This is a genomic window from Psychrobacter sp. 1Y4, assembly GCF_051847555.1.
In genome coordinates, this window is sequence record NZ_JBPYDE010000936.1 from 1 (window position 1) to 567 (window position 567).

Annotated in this window: 2 protein-coding genes; both read right to left on the reverse strand. The window is 44.6% G+C overall.

The window, feature by feature from the left end; translation table 11 throughout:
• On the reverse strand, positions 1-219 hold a 219-nt coding region (gene rpsH, locus ACS8FC_RS19705), incomplete at its 3' end, for a 30S ribosomal protein S8 (protein ID WP_439298032.1).
• A gap of 11 nt (positions 220-230) precedes the next feature.
• Positions 231-536: a 30S ribosomal protein S14 gene (gene rpsN / locus ACS8FC_RS19710; RefSeq protein ID WP_193006033.1), complete on the reverse strand. Its 306-nt coding sequence runs from the start codon at positions 534-536 to the stop codon at positions 231-233.
• Positions 537-567: the final 31 nt, after the last annotated feature.

Sequence of the window (567 nt, forward strand, 5' to 3'; positions counted from 1 at the left end):
AACCGCACGGCCTTCGAAGTATTTCAATTCAATAGTAAGGGTTGCTTTGTTGTTTTCTTGCTCAGTAACAACGGCGCTCGCCACATAACCTTCGCTAACTAGCAAATCAGCAATTGATTTACGTAATTTAGAGCTCGGCATTGCTACCGACACTTTGTTAGCCATTTGTGCGTTACGGATACGGGTTAGCATATCCCCAACGGTATCTTGCATACTCATATAGTTACTCCTTACCAGCTTGCTTTACGAACACCAGGCACATCGCCTTGCATGACACGCTCACGCAGCATATTGCGTGATAAGCCAAACTTGCGGAAGTAACCGTGAGGACGACCGGTGATAGCACAACGATTACGCAGACGTACTGGTGATGAGTTGCGTGGAAGAGCTTGTAGCTCTAACATCGCTTCCATACGAGCTTCGTCACTTGCAGTCATATCACTGATAGTTTCTTTTAGCTTGATACGCTTTTCAGCATATTTAGCAACCATTTTTTCGCGCTTTAATTCGCGGTTAATCATGCTCTTCTTTGCCATAACGTCTTTACCTTATTTAAATGGGAAGCCG